Source organism: Noviherbaspirillum sp. Root189 (assembly GCF_001428545.1).
Lineage (GTDB): Bacteria > Pseudomonadota > Gammaproteobacteria > Burkholderiales > Burkholderiaceae_D > Noviherbaspirillum.
Genome location: NZ_LMHZ01000013.1, coordinates 1 through 21,668, shown reverse-complemented (window position 1 = coordinate 21,668; position 21,668 = coordinate 1). Strand labels below are relative to the sequence as shown.

General features: G+C 55.2%; 17 protein-coding genes and 1 tRNA gene. 15 read left to right on the top strand and 3 right to left on the bottom strand.

From position 1 onward, the window contains the following. Positions 1–34 precede the first annotated feature (34 nt). The 10 genes from nirB (at position 35) to dnaG (ending at position 12,159) form a co-directional block, all read left to right on the top strand. Positions 35–2,473 (top strand): nitrite reductase large subunit NirB, encoded by a 2,439-nt coding sequence (gene nirB, locus ASE07_RS09630; RefSeq protein WP_057290610.1) that lies wholly within the window; start codon positions 35–37, stop codon positions 2,471–2,473. A 67-nt stretch (positions 2,474–2,540) separates the two neighbouring features. Further along, a complete protein-coding gene (locus ASE07_RS30365; protein WP_268793414.1) occupies positions 2,541–2,663 on the top strand; it encodes a hypothetical protein in 123 nt (40 codons plus the stop codon). 11 nt (positions 2,664–2,674) lie between these two features. Further along, a complete protein-coding gene (nirD, locus tag ASE07_RS09625; protein WP_057290609.1) occupies positions 2,675–3,028 on the top strand; it encodes a nitrite reductase small subunit NirD in 354 nt (117 codons plus the stop codon). Further along, complete coding sequence (locus ASE07_RS09620; protein ID WP_082584056.1) at positions 3,025–5,901, top strand: nitrate reductase; 2,877 nt, start codon at positions 3,025–3,027, stop codon at positions 5,899–5,901. Before nirD ends, ASE07_RS09620 begins: the two co-directional genes overlap by 4 nt. Before the next feature lie 107 nt (positions 5,902–6,008). After that, on the top strand, positions 6,009–6,995 hold the full coding sequence (gene ybiB, locus ASE07_RS09615; protein ID WP_057290608.1) for a DNA-binding protein YbiB: 987 nt from the start codon (positions 6,009–6,011) through the stop codon (positions 6,993–6,995). Then, on the top strand, positions 6,979–7,755 hold the full coding sequence (gene cobA, locus ASE07_RS09610) for a uroporphyrinogen-III C-methyltransferase (protein ID WP_082584055.1): 777 nt from the start codon (positions 6,979–6,981) through the stop codon (positions 7,753–7,755). Before ybiB ends, cobA begins: the two co-directional genes overlap by 17 nt. Positions 7,756–8,040: 285 nt before the next feature. Beyond that, entirely contained in the window at positions 8,041–9,237 is a 1,197-nt protein-coding gene (locus tag ASE07_RS09605; RefSeq protein WP_057290606.1) for an NAD(P)/FAD-dependent oxidoreductase, read from the top strand. A gap of 102 nt (positions 9,238–9,339) precedes the next feature. Then, positions 9,340–9,552 (top strand): 30S ribosomal protein S21, encoded by a 213-nt coding sequence (gene rpsU, locus ASE07_RS09600; protein WP_005665410.1) that lies wholly within the window; start codon positions 9,340–9,342, stop codon positions 9,550–9,552. Between the two features lie 244 nt (positions 9,553–9,796). Beyond that, positions 9,797–10,246: a GatB/YqeY domain-containing protein gene (locus tag ASE07_RS09595; protein ID WP_057290605.1), complete on the top strand. Its 450-nt coding sequence runs from the start codon at positions 9,797–9,799 to the stop codon at positions 10,244–10,246. A 116-nt stretch (positions 10,247–10,362) separates the two neighbouring features. Continuing rightward, on the top strand, positions 10,363–12,159 hold the full coding sequence (dnaG, locus tag ASE07_RS09590) for a DNA primase (RefSeq protein ID WP_057290604.1): 1,797 nt from the start codon (positions 10,363–10,365) through the stop codon (positions 12,157–12,159). A 172-nt stretch (positions 12,160–12,331) separates the two neighbouring features. On the opposite strand, the gene ASE07_RS29660 is transcribed toward dnaG, so the two are convergent. Beyond that, positions 12,332–12,616: a hypothetical protein gene (locus ASE07_RS29660; protein WP_235548416.1), complete on the bottom strand. Its 285-nt coding sequence runs from the start codon at positions 12,614–12,616 to the stop codon at positions 12,332–12,334. Here ASE07_RS29660 and rpoD point away from each other — a divergent pair. The 4 genes from rpoD to darG all read left to right on the top strand — a co-directional run bounded on the left by rpoD (position 12,579) and on the right by darG (position 17,251). Then, on the top strand, positions 12,579–14,867 hold the full coding sequence (gene rpoD, locus ASE07_RS09585; protein WP_442946060.1) for an RNA polymerase sigma factor RpoD: 2,289 nt from the start codon (positions 12,579–12,581) through the stop codon (positions 14,865–14,867). The genes ASE07_RS29660 and rpoD overlap by 38 nt on opposite strands. A gap of 140 nt (positions 14,868–15,007) precedes the next feature. Further along, a tRNA-Ile gene (locus ASE07_RS09580) sits at positions 15,008–15,086 on the top strand. Positions 15,087–15,548: 462 nt separating this feature from the next. Continuing rightward, positions 15,549–16,178 carry a type II toxin-antitoxin system toxin DNA ADP-ribosyl transferase DarT gene (gene darT, locus ASE07_RS27985; protein ID WP_082584054.1) on the top strand — a complete coding sequence of 210 codons (630 nt, stop codon included), beginning with the start codon at positions 15,549–15,551 and terminating at the stop codon, positions 16,176–16,178. A gap of 2 nt (positions 16,179–16,180) precedes the next feature. Further along, positions 16,181–17,251, top strand: coding sequence for a type II toxin-antitoxin system antitoxin DNA ADP-ribosyl glycohydrolase DarG (darG, locus tag ASE07_RS09570; RefSeq protein WP_057290602.1), 1,071 nt, complete (start codon positions 16,181–16,183; stop codon positions 17,249–17,251). Between the two features lie 122 nt (positions 17,252–17,373). Here darG and ASE07_RS09565 read toward each other — a convergent pair whose 3' ends face one another. Together ASE07_RS09565 and ASE07_RS28710 are read right to left on the bottom strand one after the other, a co-directional pair. Beyond that, positions 17,374–18,543 carry a reverse transcriptase family protein gene (locus tag ASE07_RS09565; RefSeq protein WP_082584053.1) on the bottom strand — a complete coding sequence of 390 codons (1,170 nt, stop codon included), beginning with the start codon at positions 18,541–18,543 and terminating at the stop codon, positions 17,374–17,376. A 187-nt stretch (positions 18,544–18,730) separates the two neighbouring features. Continuing rightward, entirely contained in the window at positions 18,731–20,044 is a 1,314-nt protein-coding gene (locus tag ASE07_RS28710; RefSeq protein WP_156396511.1) for a phosphoribosyltransferase-like protein, read from the bottom strand. 470 nt (positions 20,045–20,514) lie between these two features. On the opposite strand from ASE07_RS28710, the gene ASE07_RS09555 reads away from it, so the two are divergent. Continuing rightward, a protein-coding gene (locus ASE07_RS09555; RefSeq protein WP_156396509.1) for an IS3 family transposase occupies positions 20,515–21,665 on the top strand; the annotation gives its coding sequence in 2 pieces (ribosomal slippage) (positions 20,515–20,752 and positions 20,752–21,665; 1,152 coding nt in all). Positions 21,666–21,668: the final 3 nt, after the last annotated feature.

The window sequence follows — 21,668 nt, the reverse complement described above, 5'->3', positions numbered from 1 at the left end:
TTCAATGGCGAAGCCGCGTGGAGAGGAAGCTTTAATGAAGAAGCTGAAATTAGTCATGGTCGGTAACGGAATGGCCGGTGTGCGCACGCTCGAGGAGCTGCTCAAGATTGCACCGGATGTCTACGACATCACCGTGTTCGGTGCCGAACCGTACGCCAACTACAACCGCATCCTGCTGTCGCCCGTGCTGGCCGGTGAGCAGACGATCAAGGACATCATGCTCAATGATGTCGACTGGTATGCGGAAAACAATATCACCCTTCACCTTGGCAAAAAGATCACAAAGATCGACCGCAAGAAGCGGCAGGTCATCGCGGAAGACGGCACCGTTGCGGAATACGACCGCCTGTTGCTTGCCACCGGTTCCAATCCCTTCATCCTCCCGGTACCCGGCAAGGAGCTGAAAGGCGTCATTTCCTATCGCGACATCCAGGACACCAACGCCATGATCGAGGCTGCGCAGCAGCACAAGCATGCGGTGGTCATCGGCGGCGGCCTGCTGGGTCTGGAGGCCGCCAACGGCCTCAAGCTGCGCGGCATGGATGTCACGGTGGTACATCTTCCTAACTGGCTGATGGAGCGCCAGCTTGATCCGGTCGCCGGCAAGATGCTGCAAAAATCGCTGGAAGACCGTGGCCTGTCCTTCCTGCTCGAAAAAAATACCAAGGAGATCGTCGGCGACGAACATGGCCATGTGAAAGCCATCCGTTTTACCGACGGCCTCGAAGTGCCGGCCCAACTGGTCGTGATGGCAGTCGGCATTCGCCCCAACACCACGCTGGCGGAATCAGCCGGCCTGTACTGCAACCGCGGCATCGTAGTCAACGACACGATGCAAACCTACGATCCGCGTATCTATGCCGTCGGCGAATGCGTCAATCATCGCGGCACCGCATACGGACTGGTCGCGCCGCTGTTCGAAATGGCGCGGGTCTGTGCGAACCATCTCGCCAACTTTGGCATCGGTCGTTATCAGGGTTCCGTCACCTCGACCAAGCTGAAGGTCACCGGCATCGACCTGTTCTCCGCCGGTGAATTCATGGGCGGCGAAGGCACCGAAGAAATCGTCTTGTCCGACCCGATAGGCGGTGTCTACAAGAAGCTGGTTCTCAAGGACGACAAGCTGGTTGGCGCCTGCCTGTACGGCGACACCGTAGACGGTTCCTGGTATTTCAGCCTGCTGCGTGAAGGCAAGGACATTGGCGAGATCCGCGATACGCTGATGTTCGGCGAATCCAATACCGGCCGTCCCGGTGATGTCGGCCACGAAGGCTTCACCAAGGCGGCGGCGATGCCGGATACGGCGGAAGTCTGCGGTTGCAACGGCGTCTGCAAGGGCGCCATCGTCAAGGCAATCAAGGAAAAAGGCCTGTTCACGCTGGAAGATGTGCGCAAGCACACCAAGGCATCGGCGTCCTGCGGTTCCTGCACCGGCCTGGTCGAACAGATCATCATGTTTACCGCCGGCGGCGATTACTCCAGCGCCAACAAGGTCAAGCCCTTGTGCAGCTGTACCGACCATACGCATCAGGAAGTGCGCGATGTCATCAAGGCCAACAAACTGCTGACTATTCCGGACACCATGCGCTTCATGGAATGGCGCACGCCGAACGGTTGCGCGACCTGCCGTCCCGCGATCAACTATTACCTGATCTCGACCTGGCCGCATGAAGCGAAGGACGATCCGCAGTCGCGCTTCATCAACGAGCGTGCGCATGCCAATATCCAGAAGGACGGCACCTACTCGGTGATTCCACGGATGTGGGGCGGCGAGACGACGGCCAAGGATCTGCGCCGCATCGCCGATGTCGTCGACAAATATCAGATCCCGACGGTAAAGGTCACCGGAGGTCAGCGCATTGACCTGCTCGGCGTTAAGAAGGAAGACCTGCCTGCGGTATGGAAAGATCTCGACATGCCTTGTGGCCATGCGTATGCCAAGGCTTTGCGTACCGTGAAGACTTGTGTCGGTTCCGAGTGGTGTCGTTTCGGTACGCAGGATTCGACATTGATGGGCCAGCAGCTCGAACGCGAGCTTTGGAAGATGTATGCGCCGCATAAGGTCAAGATCGCTGTGTCGGGCTGCCCGCGCAACTGCGCGGAGTCCGGCATCAAGGATGTCGGCGTGATCGGGGTCGATTCCGGCTGGGAAATCTACGTCGGCGGTAATGGCGGGATCAAGACGGAAGTTGCGCACTTCCTTGTCAAATTAAAAACGCATGAAGAAGTGTTAGAGTATTCAGGTGCATTCCTGCAGTTGTATCGTGAAGAAGGCTGGTATCTCGAGCGTACCGTGCATTACATCGCGCGGGTCGGGCTTGAGCACGTGAAGAAGAAGGTGCTGGAAGACGCAGAAAACCGCAAGGCCCTCTATGAGCGTTTGCTGTTCTCGCTCGATGGCGAGCCGGATCCATGGCATGAGAAAGACAAGGCCCTGGTCGACACCCGTCAGTTCGAACCGTTGACTGTCTGACACAGAAGCAAGCCGCGCGGTCCCGACAAATTTGCAATTTCGCAATGCTTTGTTGAAAGGATCGATCATGAGAGTGTATCTGACCGCCATCGTGCTTGCCTCTGCCGCCACCTTCGTAATTCTCAATGCCTGCGTCCTCAAAGGCTCGCCGACGCGAGCCGCACCGGACCACATACTACAACTCAAGTAAAAGGGAATGACATGTCTCAACAATGGAAGTCTGTCTGCAACGTTGCAGATATCCCCGTGCTCGGCGCCCGGGTAGTCAGTCGGGCACCGAAGATCGACGTGGCGATTTTTCGCAATAGCGAAGACAAGATTTTTGCACTGCTCGACCGCTGCCCGCACCGTGGCGGCCCACTGTCCCAGGGCATCGTGTTCGGCGAACGCGTTGCCTGTCCATTGCACAACTGGAACATCCAGCTCGATTCCGGTTGCGCCACCGCACCGGACGAAGGCTGTACCCAGAAGTTCAGCGTCAAGGTTGAGGATGGCAAGGTCTATCTTGACCTGAACGAATTGCAAACACTCGCGACCGAAACCGAGGCGGCATGAATGAACACCTCAGCGCCGATCCTCATCCCGTTTCCACGCAAGACATCGCCGAAGCCGCTGATCTAGCTGGCAAGACACCGGGAACCGCCGCAGGCGCGCGGACGGAAACCAAAACAACATGCTGCTATTGCGGCGTGGGCTGCGGTGTCATCGTCGAAAGCGATGGCGAAAAAGTCACCGGCGTGCGCGGCGATCCCGACCATCCTGCCAACTTTGGCCGGCTGTGCACCAAGGGCAGCACACTGCATCTCACCGCGAATCCCGTCCTGCAACAGCAGGTCAGGGCGCTGTATCCCGAAATGCGCCTAACACGCGGCGCAACGCGCGAACGTGCGAGCTGGGAATCCACCATGGACTTCCTGACGCGCCGCATCGATGCCACCATCCGCCAGCACGGGCCGGACAGTGTCGGCTTTTATATTTCGGGGCAGTTGCTGACCGAAGACTATTACGTCTTCAACAAGCTGGCCAAGGGCCTGATCGGCACCAATAACATCGATACCAATTCGCGCCTGTGCATGTCGAGCGCCGTCGCCGGCTACAAGCAGACGCTGGGCGCCGATGCGCCGCCGGCCTGTTATGAAGACATCGACGAGGCGCAGCTGATCTTCATCGTCGGTTCCAATACCGCCTATGCGCATCCCATCCTGTATCGCCGCATTGAAGAAGCGCGCAAAAAAAATCCGGCGCTGAAGATGATCGTCGCCGATCCGCGCCGTACCGATACGGCGCGCGATGCCGATCTGTTCCTGCCGATTCTTCCCGGCACCGATGTTGCGCTGTTCAATGGCATGTTGCACATCTGCCTGTGGGAAGACCTGATCGACACCGCGTATATCGAAGCACATACCGAAGGCTTCGCCGAACTCAAACGCATCGTGCGTGACTACACACCCAAGTTCGTTGCGGAGACCTGCGGCATTCGCGAGGAAGACCTGATCCGCGCGGCGCGCTGGTTCGGCGAATCCAAGGCATCGCTGTCGCTGTATTGCCAGGGCCTGAATCAATCGGCTTCCGGTACCGCGAAGAATGCGGCGCTGATCAACCTGCATCTCGCCACGCACCAGATCGGCAAGCCGGGCGCAGGTCCGTTTTCCCTGACTGGTCAGCCAAACGCCATGGGTGGGCGCGAGGTCGGCGGTCTCGCCAATCTGTTATCGGCGCATCGCGATATGTCCAACCCGGAACACCGTGCGGAAGTGGCGCGGCTGTGGGGCGTCGACGATGTTCCGGCGACGCCAGGCAAAACCGCGGTCGAGATGTTCGATGCCGTGCGTGCCGGCGAAATCAAGATTCTGTGGATCGCCTGCACCAATCCCGCACAGTCGATGCCCGAGCAAAAGCTGATACGGGAAGCGCTCAAGCATGCGGAACTGGTCATCGTGCAGGAAGCCTACAAGACCACGGCGACCGTCGACTATGCGGATGTGCTGCTGCCAGCAACTACCTGGAGCGAGAAAGAAGGCACGGTCACCAATTCCGAACGACGTATCACACGTTTCAAACCTGTGTTGCCTAAACCCGGTGAAGCCAGACATGACTGGGAAGTCGTGATCGACTTCGCGCGCAGACTTGAAAAGCGGATGGGCAAAACTACCTCCCTGTTCCCGTATGCCGGCGTAGAGGAAATTTGGAACGAACACCGCGAAACGACACGTGGACGCGATCTTGATATTACCGGCCTGTCGTATCGCATCCTCGAAGAACAGGGCCCGCAGCAATGGCCTTACCCGGAAGGTGCAGGCACAGGGAAGAAACGTTTGTACGAAGATGGCGTGTTTCCGACGGCCAACGGACGCGCGAAGTTTGTCGAGACGGTCTATCGTCCAGTCGCAGACCAGGTCGATGCGCGGTTTCCGTTCCACCTTACCACCGGTCGTTTGCGCGACCAGTGGCATGGCATGAGTCGCACCGGCACTGTAGCGCAACTGTTTTCCCATGCAGCAGAGCCGGCGGTGATGCTGGCACGCTCGGACATGGAGCGCCGCATGATTGCCGATGGCGATCTGGTGCATGTCACCAGCAAGCGCGGCTCGCAGATCCTGCCGGCAATGGCCAGCGATGATATGCGCGCAGGACAGGGCTTCATCGGCATGCACTGGGGCGAAGAATACGTATCAGGCCGTGGCAGTGCCGGGGAGGGCAGCTACGGCGTCAACATGCTGACCTCGCCGGCGTTCTGCCCCAGTTCCAAACAGCCGGAACTCAAGCACGCGGCGGTCAAGGTGTTAAAGGCGGAACTGCCATGGCGCTTCCTGGTATTCGGCTGGGTCGACGCATCGCATGCACTCGCCTTGCAGGCAGCCTTGCGTCCCTTCATGCGGCAGTTTGCGTATGCCTCCTGTACGCTGTTCGGTCGTGACAAGGTCGGCGTGCTGTTCCGTGCGGCCGACGATTATCCGGCAGCGGCTGAACTTGTGCGGGATATCGAAGGCAGGTTTGGTATTGCCGGTGTTGAAGTGCTCCGTTATGACGATGCCAAACGCGGCAATGCACGACATATCCTCGTGCGCGACGGCATGCTGGCGGCCGTATCGCTGGCGGGCGACGTATCGGCCGAACGCTGGCTCAAGGAATATCTTGAGGCAGGACAAGCAGTTGCACCGCTCGGCCGTTTGCTGCTGATGCCCTCCACGCAGGCGCCGCAGGGGTTCAAGTCACGCGGGCGCATTGTCTGCAACTGCCACAACGTCGCCGAGTCCGAAATCCATGGCATGCTCGACAAGCACGACTGGATCAACGAGGGCACGCCGGAAATGGCACTGGCATCGCTGCAGGGCACGCTCAAGTGCGGCACGAGCTGTGGCTCGTGCGTGCCGGAACTGAAGAAGATTATCTTTGTTCGCAGCCCGGCTGGCAAAGTCGCAGCCTAGGAAATTTTGCCTGTACCTGTTGCCCTTGCTTCTCACGAGGCAAGGGCTTGCATTCACGGTAACTTTCGTGCTTCTCCTTCGTCCGCAGTTCGTAGTAACCTTCCGCCATGAACTCCGTACCCGAACCATTCCACGCCGCACGTTTCATCAAAGAGATTGGCCGCGGCAAAAAAGGCGCGCGCAGCATGTCGCGCGAAGACGCACGCGACTTGTATGCCGCCATGCTGGAGCGCCGTGTTTCCGACCTGGAACTCGGCGGCATCGTGCTGGCGATGCGCATCAAGGGCGAGTCGGTCGATGAGATCGCCGGCTTCCTCGATGCCGCAGAAGCATCGTTTACTCCGCTATCCGTTCCATCAGGAGAGATGGCGCCGGTCGTCATTCCCAGCTACAACGGATCGCGCAACATACCGAATCTCACGCCGCTGCTCGCCATGCTTCTCGCGAGGGAAGGCGTGCCGGTATTGATCCATGGCGTGACCTCCGATCCCGGCCGTGTAACGACGGCGGAAATCCTCGCACAACTCGGCGTCGTACCGTCGCAGACAGCCGAACAGGCAGCCGCCGGTTTCGCCCAGCGACGTCCGGTCTTCATGACGATCGAGGCGCTGGCGCCGCGGCTGGCAGGTTTGCTCGCGCTGCGCCGCATCCTCGGTGTGCGCAACTCGACCCACACCCTGGTCAAGATCATGCAGCCTTTTGCCGGACCGGCCTTGCGGCTCACGTCCTACACCCATCCTGAATACCTCGAGATGCTGTCGGCCTATTTCTCGGCCGCCGCGCCAGTCCAGCGCGGCGATGCCTTCCTGATGCGCGGCACCGAAGGCGAGACGGTCGCTAATCCCAAGCGGGCCCAGCAGATCGAATGGTTTCATGAACACCAACGCACAGTGCTGGTGCAAAAACAGGAGCCGGTGGACGAAATGCCTCCGCTGCCGCACTCAAGTGATGCAGAGACCACGGCAAAATGGATAGCGGAAGCGCTCAATGGACGGCAGCCGGTGCCTGCACCCATTCTCGAGCAGGTGGAACACTGTTTGCATATAGCGAAGCATCTACATGCAAGACAGGTGTTCCATGACAAGGCTGGGTAAGGTTTATCTCGTAGGCGCAGGGCCGGGTGATCCGGAATTGCTGACCCTCAAGGCCGTGAAGGCAATCGCGCTGGCTGATGTGTTGCTGGTCGACGATCTCGTCAATCCCGTGATCCTCGATCATGCGCACGTCGATGCCCGCGTTATCCATGTTGGTAAACGCGGCGGCTGTCAGTCGACACCGCAGGAATTCATTGAACGCCTGATGATCGCCGAGGCACGCGCAGGACACCACGTGGTACGCCTGAAAGGCGGTGATCCCTTCATCTTCGGCCGTGGCGGCGAAGAGCGCGAACACCTGCTGGCTGCGGGCATCGACGTTGAAGTGGTGAATGGCATCAGCAGCGGACTTGCTGCGCCATCCTCAATTGGTGTGCCGCTCACGCACCGCGACTGGAGCCAGGGCGCAATATTTGTTACCGGCCATGGCAAGACCGCGGACGCCAACCCGGACTGGCAAGCGTTGGCGAAACTGAATATGACGCTGGTAGTGTACATGGGTGTCGCGCGTTGTGCCGAGATCCAGGCTGCCCTGATCGCAGGCGGTAAATCGCCGGCCACGCCGGTTGCTGTGATTCACGCGGCGACGTCGGATGCGCAGGCGCAGCTGGTCACTACGCTGGGACAATTGTCCGAGGCGGTTGCTGCGACCAGGCTGGCCAGCCCAAGCATTATTGTGATTGGCGATGTCGTACGCTGTGCATCGATCCCCAGCTATGAGGGTTTGATGGAAACGGATCAACGCCTTTCCAACTACTGAACTGCTGAACTACTGAACTACTGAACTGCCGCACCAGGTTTCATTGCATTGCCCCTGAGTTTTTCCTCCAAGAGATGTCGTTTCGGCCACCTGCTCAGGTGGCCGCTTTTTTTGTATTCCGGCGTAACGTCTTCTTCGGTGCTTTGTAGCCAACGCGATTGCTTAACCGCATAACGCACACACGCTCCATACAGGATCGGCCATTCGATATTGCCGCATTTTCAATAAACCTGGGTCATGCCAGTCCCGGCGTACAATCATGCCTTCGTTGTTTTCCCTGATCCCATGCAAAACCAGTTTGATGTTGCCGTCATTGGCGCCGGTGCGGCCGGAATGATGTGTGCGGCGGTAGCCGGCCAGCGCGGCAAGAAAGTCGTACTGATCGAACACGCCAGCAAGCTTGCCGAAAAAATACGCATCTCCGGCGGAGGCCGTTGCAACTTCACCAACCTGCATGCCGGGCCGCAGAATTTTGTGTCGAACAATCCGCATTTTTGCCGGAGCGCCTTGTCGCGCTACACGCCGCAGGATTTTCTTGGCTTGGTCAAACGTTATCGCATTGCCTACCACGAGAAGCACAAAGGACAATTGTTCTGCGACCATTCGGCCGAGCAGATCATCGACATGCTCAAGGCCGAGTGCGAGGCGGGCAGGGTTGCATGGCGCATGCCATGCAAGATTGAATCGATCGGCAAGGATGGCGAGACGTTTCGGCTCGATACCGATGCCGGAACGATCCACGCTGCCAGCGTCGTCATTGCGACCGGTGGTTTATCGATTCCGAAGATCGGCGCGACCGATTTTGCTTTTCGCATCGCCAAGCAGTTCGGCCTCAAGCTGATCGATCCACGTCCGGCGCTGGTGCCACTCACCTTCGATCCGAATACGTGGGAGCCGTTTGTACCGTTGTCAGGTATCGCGCTCGAAGTCGAGATCGAAACCGGCGAAAAAAAGGCGCGCACGCATTTTCGCGAAGACCTCTTGTTCACCCATCGCGGCCTGTCCGGTCCTGCGGTGCTGCAAATCTCTAGTTTCTGGGACTCGGGCAAACCGATCACATTGAACCTGGTGCCGGAAACTGATATTGCCGAGACTCTGGTAGAGGGCAAGACCAGCCTCAAGAAAAATATCGGTAACCTGTTGCCGCAATGGCTGCCTTCCAGGCTGGCCGAGGGAATGCTGCTGGCTAACGGGATCAAGCCGGATGCCCGGTTGGCCGATATGCCGGACAAGGTGCTGCGCCGCCTAGGCGAGTCCATCAATCGCTGGGTGATCGTGCCCAACGGCTCCGAAGGTTATCGCAAGGCCGAGGTGACACGGGGCGGTGTTGACACCCGCGAACTGTCGCAGCAAACCATGATGACCAACAAGGTGCCCGGCTTGCACTTCATCGGCGAGGCGGTGGACGTGACCGGATGGCTGGGCGGCTACAATTTCCAGTGGGCCTGGGCATCCGGCACAGTAGCCGGATTATCGGTTTAGCAAGCTGTGAACGTTACGTGACAAATTGCCGAAGTTCTTTTCAAGCGGATTTTAAGCTGCTATACTCGCCGTCTTTCCCTAAAAACCCACGGTTAGAGTTACATGACCACAATTCGCCTTAAAGAAAACGAGCCGTTCGAAGTCGCCATGCGTCGCTTCAAGCGCACTATTGAAAAAACCGGTCTGCTGACCGAGTTGCGTGCGCGTGAGTTCTACGAGAAGCCGACCGCAGAGCGCAAGCGTAAGCTCGCCGCTGCTGTGAAGCGCCACTACAAGCGCATCCGCAGCCAGCAATTGCCGAAAAAGCTGTACTGATTCTGCACCGCACACTGCGTGCGGTACCGTGCAAACCCGCTCCGGAGCCACCGCAGCGGGTTTTGGTACTTCAGGCGGTCGATAATGTGATTCGGCCGGCAGGGACAGTGCTCAGCGCGCCATCCAAGCCCCCGACGTCTATGTCGATATGGCTATGTCTAGCATCCGGCCAGTAAGCGTGCGCCATGCTTTCCGGACATCTGCATTTGCCTAACGCAGCAAATCCTTCGAACTGGAGAAAACAATGAGCCTCAAAGAGCAGATCACCGACGATATGAAGGCGGCCATGCGTGCCAAGGACACCGGCAGGCTTGGCACCATTCGCCTGCTTACGGCGGCAATGAAGCAGAAGGAAGTCGACGAACGCATTGAACTGACTGATGCCCATATCCTTGCCATCATTGAAAAGATGATCAAGCAGCGCAAGGACTCTATTACGCAGTTCGAGGCAGGCGGGCGTCAGGACCTGGCCGATATTGAAAAAGCGGAACTGCAAGTTCTGTCCGCCTACATGCCCGCAGCGCTTTCGGCGGATGAAATCTCCGGCGAAGTCGCGCAAGCGATCGCTGCCACTGGCGCCGCCGGACCGCAAGACATGGGTAAAGTAATGGCAGTGCTCAAAGGCAAGCTTGCTGGTCGCGCCGACATGACGGCGGTTTCAGCGCTGGTCAAGAAGGCGTTGACGCACGCGTAATAGGCGGTCCCGGGGTGAAGCAGGCTTTAAAAATCTTGCTTTACCCCCACTTCCATCCCATGGCCGCACCTTGTGGGCCGATGATGGCTTCCTGGACAACTTCTTAATAGGCCGCCGTGATTCCACAATCTTTCATTCAGGACTTGCTCAACCGGGTCGACATTGTCGATGTGGTAGGGCGCTATGTGCAACTGAAGAAAGGCGGCGCCAATTTCATGGGCTTGTGCCCATTCCATAACGAAAAATCACCCAGTTTCACAGTCAGCCCGACCAAGCAGTTCTATCACTGCTTCGGCTGTGGCGCGCACGGTACGGCGATCGGCTTTCTGATCGAGTACTCGGGCCTCGGCTTTGTCGAGGCGGTCAAGGACCTTGCGCAAGGGGTTGGCATGGTGGTACCTGATCAGCAGGATCGACTGCCACCTGCTCAGCGCGCCGAAGTCCAGGCAAAAAGCCTCGCCCTATCCGAAGTCATGACGAAGGCTTGCGATTACTATCGGCAGGAATTGCGTAATGCACAAAACGCCATCGCATACCTGAAGAACCGTGGCTTGACTGGTGAAATTGCGGCGAAATTCGGGCTCGGTTATGCGCCGGATGGCTGGGACAGCCTGCGTACGGTATTCCACGACTACGATGCGCCGGCCTTGGTTGAGGCTGGCCTAGTAATTGACCGGAGCGAGGAAGAGGGCAGTAACCGCAAGCGTTACGACCGCTTCCGCGACCGGATCATGTTCCCTATTCGCAACATCAAGGGGCAGGTGATCGGCTTTGGCGGCCGCGTGCTGGATGGCGGTGAACCCAAATACTTGAACTCGCCGGAAACGCCCTTATTTCAGAAGGGTAGTGAGCTTTACGGCTTGTTTGAGGCCCGCCAGGCCATTCGGGAAGCTGGTTACGTGCTGGTCACCGAAGGCTACATGGACGTTGTTGCCCTCGCACAACTTGGTTTTCCTCAGGCAGTGGCGACGCTGGGCACCGCCTGTACTCCGGTGCATGTCCAAAAACTGTTGCGGCAAACCGATCAGGTGATCTTCAGCTTCGATGGCGACACGGCTGGGCGTCGCGCCGCTCGACGTGCGCTGGATGCCTGCCTGCCGCATGCCGGTGACAACAAGACACTCAAATTTCTGTTCCTGCCGGCCGAGCATGACCCTGACAGCTATGTGCGCGAGTTTGGTGCCGACGCCTTCGATCAGCAGGTACGTGACGCGATGCCGCTGTCGCAATTCCTGCTCAATGAGGTGACTCAGGATAACGACCTGGGCACTTCCGAAGGCCGGGCCCGCGCACAGTTTGATGCAAAACCGCTATTACAAGCGATGCCGCCATCGGCGCTGCGATTGCAGATTGTACGTGGCCTGGCGCAGTTAACCCAGACCACGCCGGCCGAAATCGAGGCCTTGTTTGAACTGGTGCAGCCAGTCGCCCGCAAGCGGGCAGCCCCGCCACGTGCCAAGCGTACGCCGCCGATAGGCCTGGAACGCCAGATGATCCGACTGTTGGTTGCGCATCCATCGCTCGCCGTGGGACTCGATCAGGCTGCACTTGACGCGGTTGCACAACTGGCGCCAGACAATGCCGCGATGCTGACGCAACTGATCGAGGTCTGTCACGGACTTGGGGAGACCGCCAATTTTGCGGCTCTTGCCGAGCAGCTGCGCGGTGTCGGGTCGGACTTTGATCCGTTGATCGCTGAAATCGCAGCGGATACCGAATCTGACCTGGACGCCGCCCGGCTCGAACTTGCCGGCGCGGTACGACAGACTAAAATGCAAGTATTGAAAGCCGAGCTTGACCGTCTGGCAATATCCGGTCTGGCAACCGAAGAGGCTCGTATACGATATCGCGAACTGATGCAACAACAAGAGCAACTCCGACGACAAGCTGAGGTCGAAACCACATTGCGGTAATAGTGACATTTTGCCTTTGAATTGGAGAAATATTGCACCATGTGGTATCATTAAAAGCTTTTGATTCAAGGTCTTAGAGAATTTCGCCGGCTTTCAGAGCTGACGGGGTGATCGGGAAAATGTAGCGCGGGCGAATGCCGGGCCAGATGTACTTTGGCCTCATGAAGCAGGTTCACTCGGCGCACGAGAGCAATCCAGATGGTATTGATTCCATGGCAAACGCAATGAAAAAAACCGCGAATTCAACTGTTTCCGCAAAAAAAGCAACCTCGGCTGCAACTAAACCTGCCGCTGATAAGTCTGTGGCAAAGCCCGCCGTAAAGACGACAGCCTCTGCCGCAAGCAAGGCAAAGGCGCCAGGCAAAGCAGACACGAAAACAGTTGCCAAAGCAGCGCCGACGACGACCGAACCAACAGGCATGTCAAAGGCGAAACCTTCATCCCGAGCCACCGACAAGGCAGCTCCAGAGAAACTGAAAGAACCCGTGACAAATAAGAAAACCGATCCGAAGACTGCCAAGGTAGCCAAGGCCGCGCCGCAAGCTGAAGCCAAGCCAGAAAGCAAAGTCATGGCAGTCAGCCAGACCACCGATGCCGCCGCACTGGCAGCTATCGATACGTCAAGCTATGTCCTGCCGGGTGTCAAGGTGCCGGGCCGCCGCGGACGCAAGCCAAAAGAATTCCAGCCGGAAAACGATGAAATCGCCGCGCTGAACGCGGTTGAGCGCGCTGAACTCAAAGCCGCCGACAAAGCGAAAGCGAAGGACCGCAAGGCCAAGGAAAAGGCCTTGCTGAAGGACGCGTTTTCCGCCGACAGTGAAGCGTCCGAGGAAGAACTCGAACAGCGCCGCCAGAAGCTCAAGACACTGATCAAGCTCGGCAAGGACCGGGGCTTCCTCACGTATTCTGAAATTAACGACCACCTGCCCGAGAACATTGTCGATCCGGAAGCCATTGAAGGCATCATCGGCACGTTCAACGACATGGGGATCGCCGTCTACGAGCAGGCGCCCGATGCGGAAACCCTGCTGCTGTCGGACAACGTCGCCACCGTCAGCAATGACGACGACGATGCTGAAGCTGCCGCTGAAGCCGCGCTGTCTACGGTCGACTCTGATTTCGGCCGCACCACCGACCCGGTTCGCATGTACATGCGTGAAATGGGTTCGGTCGAGTTGCTGACCCGTGAAGGCGAAATCGAGATCGCCAAGCGTATCGAAGACGGCCTGAAGGACATGATCCAGGCAATCTCGGCTTGCCCGACGACTATTGCTGAAATCCTTGCCGCCGCGGATCGCATCGAAAAGGAAGAAATCAAGGTTGACGAAATCGTCGACGGCCTAGTCGACCCGAACGCTTCGGACGAAGTCGCTGCACCTCCGGTAGCCGCTGCTGCCGAAGAAGATGAAGAAGACGAGGACGAGGAAGACGAGGAAGAGGAAGAAGAGGACAACTCCGGTGGCGGTGCTGCCGGATTCTCCGCCGAACAGCTTGAACAACTGAAGCGCGATTCGCTCGGCAAATTCGAAGAAATCTCGAACCAGTTCGACAAGATGCGCAAGGCCTACGAGAAGGAAGGCTACAACTCCAAGCCTTACGTGAAGGCGCAGGAGACGATTTCCAACGAGCTGCTTTCCATCCGCTTCACCGCCAAATTTGTCGAGAAGCTGTGCGATACGCTGCGTGGACAGGTGGACGAAGTACGCCATATCGAAAAGCAGATTCTCGACGTTGCGGTGAACCGCTGCGGCATGCCGCGCGCCCACTTCATCAAGGTCTTCCCGGGCAATGAAACCAACCTCGACTGGATCGACGGCGAAGTGATCGGCAACCACGCATACAGCGCGGTGCTCGGCCGTAACGTACCGACCATCAAGGAACTGCAGCAAAAGTTGATTGACCTGCAAGCACGCGTCGTCCTGCCATTGCCAGACCTGCGCAACATCAACAAGAAGATGGCTGCCGGCGAAATGAAGGCACGCAAGGCCAAGCGCGAAATGACCGAGGCTAACCTGCGCCTGGTGATTTCGATCGCAAAGAAGTACACCAACCGCGGTCTGCAGTTCCTCGACCTGATCCAGGAAGGCAACATCGGCCTGATGAAGGCGGTGGACAAGTTCGAGTACCGTCGCGGTTACAAGTTTTCGACGTACGCGACATGGTGGATTCGTCAGGCGATCACCCGTTCGATCGCCGATCAGGCGCGCACCATCCGTATTCCGGTGCACATGATCGAGACGATCAACAAGATGAACCGCATCTCCCGCCAGATTCTGCAGGAAACCGGTGCTGAGCCGGATCCGGCGACACTGGCAATCAAGATGGAAATGCCGGAAGACAAGATTCGCAAGATCATGAAGATTGCGAAAGAGCCGATTTCGATGGAAACACCGATCGGCGACGACGACGATTCCCATCTTGGCGATTTCATCGAAGACAACAACACATTGGCTCCCGCCGATGCGGCGTTGCATGCGTCGATGCGTGGCGTGGTCAAGGATGTGCTCGACTCGCTGACGCCGCGCGAAGCCAAAGTGCTGCGCATGCGTTTCGGTATCGAGATGTCCACCGACCATACGCTGGAAGAGGTCGGCAAGCAGTTCGACGTCACGCGTGAACGCATTCGACAAATAGAGGCAAAAGCGCTGCGCAAGCTGCGCCATCCGTCCCGCTCCGACAAGCTCAAGAGCTTCCTCGAAGGTAGTTGATCCGGTAACCGACCACACACTGATGCGGCTGAAAGGCCGCATTAGTCACATCGGGCTTTATGTACATCGCTATCGTCGTGTAAAAGTAGTAGGAAGCGAGCGACAACAGTGCCTGGTTGGAATAAAATACACAGCTTTCCGGGCCTCTAGCTCATGCTTGGTTAGAGCAGCGGACTCATAATCCGTTGGTGCCGTGTTCGACTCACGGGAGGCCCACCATATAAAACAAAGGGTTAGCGCCGTAATGGCAGCTAACCCTTTTTCGTTTGCGAACCAGTAGGTAAATAGTAGGCAACTCAGTACAAAAACTAATGGCCCTTCAATCGTTTCGAATTTGGTATGCCATGACACACGGTTGGGATTTCCGCCATACATACCAGAGATACTCCAGTGAGAATTTGTAAGTCTTGACTAGTCAAAGGTAAATAGATGAGCCGAAGCACCAACGATACTTGTCACAATTACTTCTATTAGGCACTATTGTATTGATATCGATGCACGAACTTAGCGCTGCATCTGTGCACAAGTCAACGACACCCATCATGTATAGAATTGAAGATTGCACTACATGACAGGTAGAACAGATGTAAAAATTGATTGATTTGCGCCTTAATAGGGATTCTTGAAGGCTATATTTCCTTTCATGAATCCCATAAATTTTACTGAGCAAGACCAATAGTTATGCCAGTTGACTCAAGAACAACAAAAATTTACCACATTACAGACGTTGCTAATTTGCAAGGAATCGTTACTGCTGGTGGTCTATTTTCGGACGCTCAAGTGCGCGCTTCAAATCGAAATATCACCGAGATTGGCTATGCCCACATAAAGCAACGTCGACTTGCTGAGTACACAGTGCCTTGTTGTAACAACCGAGCTGTCGGCGAATTCGTGCCGTTTTATTTCTGCCCAAGGTCGCCTATGCTTTTTACTATCAATAAAGGGAGCACTGGACGCCCGGCAGGCTGTCAAACAAGCATTGTGCACTTAGTCAGTGTGGTGCATCATGCAACTGCATTGGGACGGCCGTGGGCAATCAGCGATGGCAATGCTGGTGCCGGCTACACCAGTTTCTCAAATGACAACGACGCGCTCGATAAGGTCAATTGGAACATTGTTCGATCAAATTCATGGGGTGGCGATCGTCTTCATATCAAAATGACAGAATTTCTAATCGCGGATTTTTTTCCGGTGACGTCATTTGTAGAAGTCGGTTGCCATAACGAGCAAGTTGCCGAGCAAGTTAAACAAATCATGGCGAGACAAATCCCTCCGCTTACGGTTCATGTCTCACCACACTGGTATTACTAAAAATGGTCGAACTCAATAACGGGAATTTGCTGACCGCACAAGTCGAGGCACTGGTCAATACCGTCAACACTGAAGGCGTGATGGGTAAGGGCATAGCACTGCAATTTAAGCAGGCATACCCAGCTATGTTCAAATCATATGAGGCCGCTTGCAAAGCCAAGGAAGTGCGATTAGGGCGCGTTCATGTCTATGATCTTGGAGGCCTAGTTGGCGGACCAAAATGGATTATCAATTTTCCTACAAAAGGACATTGGAAATCAAAAAGCCGGTTGGTGGATATCAAAGCTGGACTCGAGGATCTAGTAGCGAAGGTGCGTGAGCTTAATATTCGCTCGATAGCCGTGCCGCCTCTTGGCTGTGGCTTTGGCGGTCTGAGTTGGGCAGATGTTGAGCCGCTCATCATGAAGGCGTTCGCGCCCTTACCCGATGTGGATGTGAAATTATTCACCCCATCGGGAGCCCCTCTGGCGACTTCTATGCCTAACAGGACAGAGAGACCTGCTATGACCAAGGGCAGAGCCGCTTTGATCGCTATTATGCAGAGATACCAGCAAGGATTGCTTGATCCTTTTATAAGCCTGCTTGAAATACATAAGTTAATGTACTTCCTCCAAGAAGCTGGCCAGCCGCTAAAACTGCAATATGAAGCTAATCAGTTTGGACCATATGCGAAAAATCTACGTCAAGTACTCATCAAATTAGAAGGGCACTTTTTGCAAGGGTATGGGGACGGCCAAGATAGCCCAACAAAGCCGATTGAATTGAAAGAAGGAGCAGCAGAGGCAGCGGAACCAGTCCTGATGGAAGATCCTGCTCTTGTTCAAAGAATGAGCCGGGTCTCGACTCTAATTGAAGGATTTGAGGACCCATATGGTTTGGAATTACTTAGCTCGGTGCACTGGGTAATGTGTCGATCTATAGATGCGCGAGAGTCCCCAAAAATGGCGATTGAAATGGTTCACAACTGGAACAATCGCAAGAGAGCTGTTTTGAAGGCGGATCACCTTCAACGGGCGTGGGATCGTTTGAAAATGCAGCACTGGGATACTGAATCAGTAAGTGCGCTCCACTAGTGCAGTGGCCACTATTCGGTAAATCGATCTCTTTATCAGTGTAAAGGGGTGGCGCGCATAACTCTGTCAAAACATCTGAGAACATCTCTACCCGCACGCATCATTTTCCGGATTACATTTAACTAGTCGAAAGCGATTCCGTGCTCGGCCGGCCATGAAATGGACTTGAGTTCTGCAAGTCGCGCAGCTCCCCAACCTCTTTCAATACCCATGGCATAGTAGGCAAGCCCAAATACGTGACGCTGTAGGCCAAGAATAGAGTCAAAGCCGAGTACTTGGTGAGGCGGGCGATTACTTAATTGAAAGCGCTCAAGATAGTGAATGTGCGCTCGGAGTGTGTTCTTAAATTGTTTTGTTAGGCGTGGAGCAGTGCCGTCGACAGTGAGGCCAAGCACTATTTTTCGCGAACCTGGGGAAACAATGTGGGCTTTTGCATGATTAGGCCAGAAGCCATGAGACTTGAGCTTTGCATGTCCATCGCAAAGCAACTGTACGGCTTTGGCTCGAGACCAAGTGGAAGTTACAGAAGAGAAAGTGATGTCATCAGCATATCTGGTGTATATCATGCCGTTTTGCCTGGCCAGCAGGCTAAGTTCTTTGTCTAAGTCGTACACAGCTAGATTCGCAAGCAGTGGACTAGTCGGCGCACCCTGTGGCAAATGGCCGACGTAGTTATTGGCATACGAGGATATCCCTGCCTTCGAAGGTTGTATTCTACGGGGGCTTTCCTTGCGGATCCTGGTGCAGATTCGCGTAAGTTCGAATGCGACGAGAGGTTGGTATCCAAATGAACGAAAGACCTTGTATACCTTAGTCTCCAAAATTGACTCGAAAAAGTTAGTCACGTCCATCTTCACCATCCATCGAGCCTCGCAGTGAAGCGACGCCGTATCCACAATCTTTGAACCGGGACGGTAGGCACAAGCCGCCTCGTGGAAACGACCGAACTGCAAAATGTTTTCATGAATCCAACGTTGCGCTTTGATCAACATAGGGTGAGGCACACAGATCGTCCGAGTCCTTCCGTGAGCGTGCCCTACATTGTTCTTCTTAACCGTGAAAACATGATAAAAACTATGATCTGAAGATCCCCCGCGTGTGACCACGCCGCGAAGGAAGTCGTATGGAACACCAGTCTCATGGGCTAAGTGATTCAGCGTGAGGATCGGTGGAGCATGCGGATTAACAGCACGAATAGCTTCGGCCGTCGCAATTGCACGGTTAAGCAAGCCAATGTTTTTATTGGTAGCTAGACCTTCTTTTAGATATCGCTGAGATTGCCAGTGGTTCATCTACCTTTGGCCCCGCCTTGCGGGGCGCCTCCCGATCTGACCCGAGGTTACGCTGGTAGCCAGACTCGGGAGGCGTCCTCAAGTTGGCGCCGGTTCAATCATTGGTGTTCGGACATCCTACACCTCACCTCAACATATAGCTAAGGTTCAGCCACAAGGGTTACCCCTTATGGATTCTAGCTTTCCACTAATACGGCTCTCTCAGCGATGATGGATAATAATTGGTTTTACCAGTAATGGGAATATGTAAAGTTCCTAGCACTGGACGGTTCAAATGAACGATCAATGTAAAACCTGTAGTTGTAAGCCGTCCCGAACTGGTTAGCAGTCCTTGTTGTTGTGCCCGTGCTGAGGCGTCTAGTAATATTACAAACGGCAGGCATGTGGCAGCGACCAAATCGTCCGAATTGCGGCGTCCCTTGTAGATGGCAGCTAGAAGAGTAATCATTGCGCGTTGTTCCTTGCTGCTGGTAATGAATGCAGGATTACGGGCAATATTCGAACATCGAATATTATCTAACGCACTGATTTGTGTATCGTTAAAATCGCTTATTTCCGACTCACTGAATTCCTCAGCAGATCTAGAGGGAAACAGTGCAGTCCACGTTTCCTTTTTGCTGCGTGTTGTCGTCGTAAACATAGCGGGAACATTGTTTGGGCAGGAATGTTCAAACGCAATCAGAGCCCCAGTGCGTTTGTATCCGAGCGGCTCGGAAGCGCCTGGCGGAAATCGACTGCAAAGATTCTCCATGGTTATGGCTTCTACACCCTTAAAAGAATTAGAAATAGTAGGGCAAGGGCGAACCTGGACCACAGTAGGGTGACAAGGATGTCGTCGAACTAGTTTGAGGCCACGGTCAGTTGCTGAATAGCAAAGTACCGACAATTGGCAATAGCCACTGCTTTTCCAACTTCGTACGGATGCGACCCGCCATAACGAGTCGAGCATCTCCCACGTCCTTTTGCCTGAGCCAATGAAGTCCGTTACGACGACTAATTGCTTAACATGCATGCGTTTTAGGGCGGTTGTATGCGGATGCATGATAAACCTAGCTTGTTCCGTCCTGCATAGTCTTGAGACTAGGGATGCAACAACACCTTCACTACCGACTTCCTGTCGAAGATTGTTTGGTGAGCGAACGGCTGGGATGGCACTTCCTGCCGCAGTCCATCGCTGCGGAAGTCTCGGTCCGCGATTTGATGCAACTTCTTTATACATCGGAGCAGCAATTTGGTCTTTCAATCTGTTTCTTATCTTACGGCCATCGGGCTTTTTGTAGGGCCAACGTGGCTTCACTTTTTGCAGCTCACGTTCGATGTAGAAAGCAGCCTTTTGAGGTACTGGAAACGTACTTAGAATAAGCCTGCGTAAATCACGTTTGAACTCCGTTGCAGTAACAAACTTGAATTTCTTTAATAACTGGCCTGCTGCTACGAAATCATCGGGTTCCTTGAACTGTTGCCGCCAGAGTACCGCTGCTTCACTTTTTAGAATGGACATATTATTACTTCCATTTGAGAGCAACTACGTTATTCGCTAGGTTGCTTACGCATGACTGTATTTTTAGGTTTCCAACTAAGGATATTTTGTATAACTATTGTCAAAGGTTTGTATAGCCTTTATCAAGTGCTTTGTAATTGGTGATTCCATTCATTCCATGAAATGACGAGTCCTTTTTTTTCACGCGCTTGTAAGGCTTTGGTCACTTTGTTGCAAAAATCCGAACGGACAAATAAGGGATAGAGTTGGGTCCAATGGTAGCGATCAAGTTGTTTCAATACGCTTCGCCAAGTTGAAACCCACGGCTTTTTGAATCGCCCCTGGTTTCATAGACACTTCCGAGCCTTACAATTTGGCTAAAGGGAGGTGTTATGAGCGGCAAACGGTACACAGAAGAATTCAAGGTGGNTGAATCGCCCCTGGTTTCATAGACACTTCCGAGCCTTACAATTTGGCTAAAGGGAGGTGTTATGAGCGGCAAACGGTACACAGAAGAATTCAAGGTGGAAGCAGTCAAGCAGGTTACGGAACGAGGACATCCAGTTGCGGAAGTGGCAAGCCGTCTGGGGGTAACGCCCTACAGCATGTACCAGTGGGTCAAGAAGTACAGTGTTGCCGAGCCTGAACGGCAGGCAGCGCAGGACCAAGAAGCGGAAGTACGTAGACTCAAGGCGGAGCTCAAACGCGTCACCGAGGAGCGCGATATCCTAAAAAAGGCCGCCGCGTACTTTGCCAAGACGTCCGGGTGAGGTACGCATTCATCCGTGAGCATGAGGCACAGCATGCAATACGTCGGCTGTGCAAGATGATGGTCGTGCATCCGAGCGGTTATTACGCCTGGCGTTCCAACCCGCACTCCAGGCGCAGTATCGAAGACCGGCTTCTGCTTGGGCACATCAAACAGTCATGGCTGGAAAGCGGCGCAGTGTACGGCTATCGCAAGGTACACGAGGACCTGCGTGTACTGGGGGAGGACTGCGGCCACAATCGAGTCTATCGTTTGATGCGGCAAGCCGCCATTCGCTCGCAGACCGGTTACCACCGGCGGCCAGGACATCGGGGCGGAGTTCCTGCCGTCATCGCTCCCAATCGTCTACAACAGCAATTCGATGTGGCAGAGCCTAATCGCGTATGGGTTACCGATATTACCTACATCCGTACGCATGAAGGCTGGCTGTTTCTGGCTGCCGTACTCGACTTGTTCTCGCGCCAGGTAGTAGGCTGGTCAATGCAATCTCGAATGAACAAGGAGTTGGCACTCGACGCGTTACTGATGGCCGTCTGGCGTCGGCAACCAACGGAGACGGTGACGGTGCATTCGGACCAGGGGAGTCAGTTCAGCAGCTACGACTGGCAGGCCTTCCTGAAGGCCCACAACCTTCAGGCCAGCATGAGCCGACGCGGGAACTGTCATGACAATGCCGTAGCAGAGAGCTTCTTCCAACTACTCAAGCGTGAACGGATACGACGTCGGGTCTACAGCACGCGAGAAGAAGCAAAGCAGGATGTGTTCGACTATATCGAGATGTTTTATAACTCAAGGCGCCGGCATGGTTACAACAACCACCTATCACCGGTAGACTACGAGAAGCAATACTTCGAACGGCTCGCTAGTGTCTAGGAT